Annotated in this window: 1 protein-coding gene; it reads right to left on the minus strand. The window is 67.6% G+C overall.

From position 1 onward, the window contains the following. The coding region (locus CAY82_RS25530) for a DUF5801 repeats-in-toxin domain-containing protein (RefSeq protein WP_256576360.1) at nucleotides 1–327 on the minus strand (327 nt) is incomplete at both ends.

Genomic DNA, 327 nt, shown 5'->3' on the forward strand with positions numbered 1-327 from the left:
GCACGATGGCGCGGAGCTGGTCGAGGGTAACGGAACCGTTGCTGGCGACGCTGACGGTGAATACCAGGAGGTTGGTAGTGGCCGTGCGGCCTTCCACCACGGTGCCGTTGAGCGACAGGTTGACTGCCTCGCCGGTGGCCGTGTCGACCAGGCCGGAGGCACCCGCCGCCACGCCCAGGGCGTAGGTGAGCGTACCGGCACCATCGGCGCCGAAGGCCGAGGTGAAGTTGGCGGCGAAGCTTTGCGTGGCGTTGGTCGTCAGGTCCGTTTCATCGACGGTGAGGACCGGTTCCGTGCCGGTGGTGCTGATGCTCGGGCCGTCATCCT

Origin of the sequence: Pseudomonas sp. SID14000 (assembly GCF_002165135.1) — a bacterium.
Classification (GTDB): domain Bacteria; phylum Pseudomonadota; class Gammaproteobacteria; order Pseudomonadales; family Pseudomonadaceae; genus Aquipseudomonas.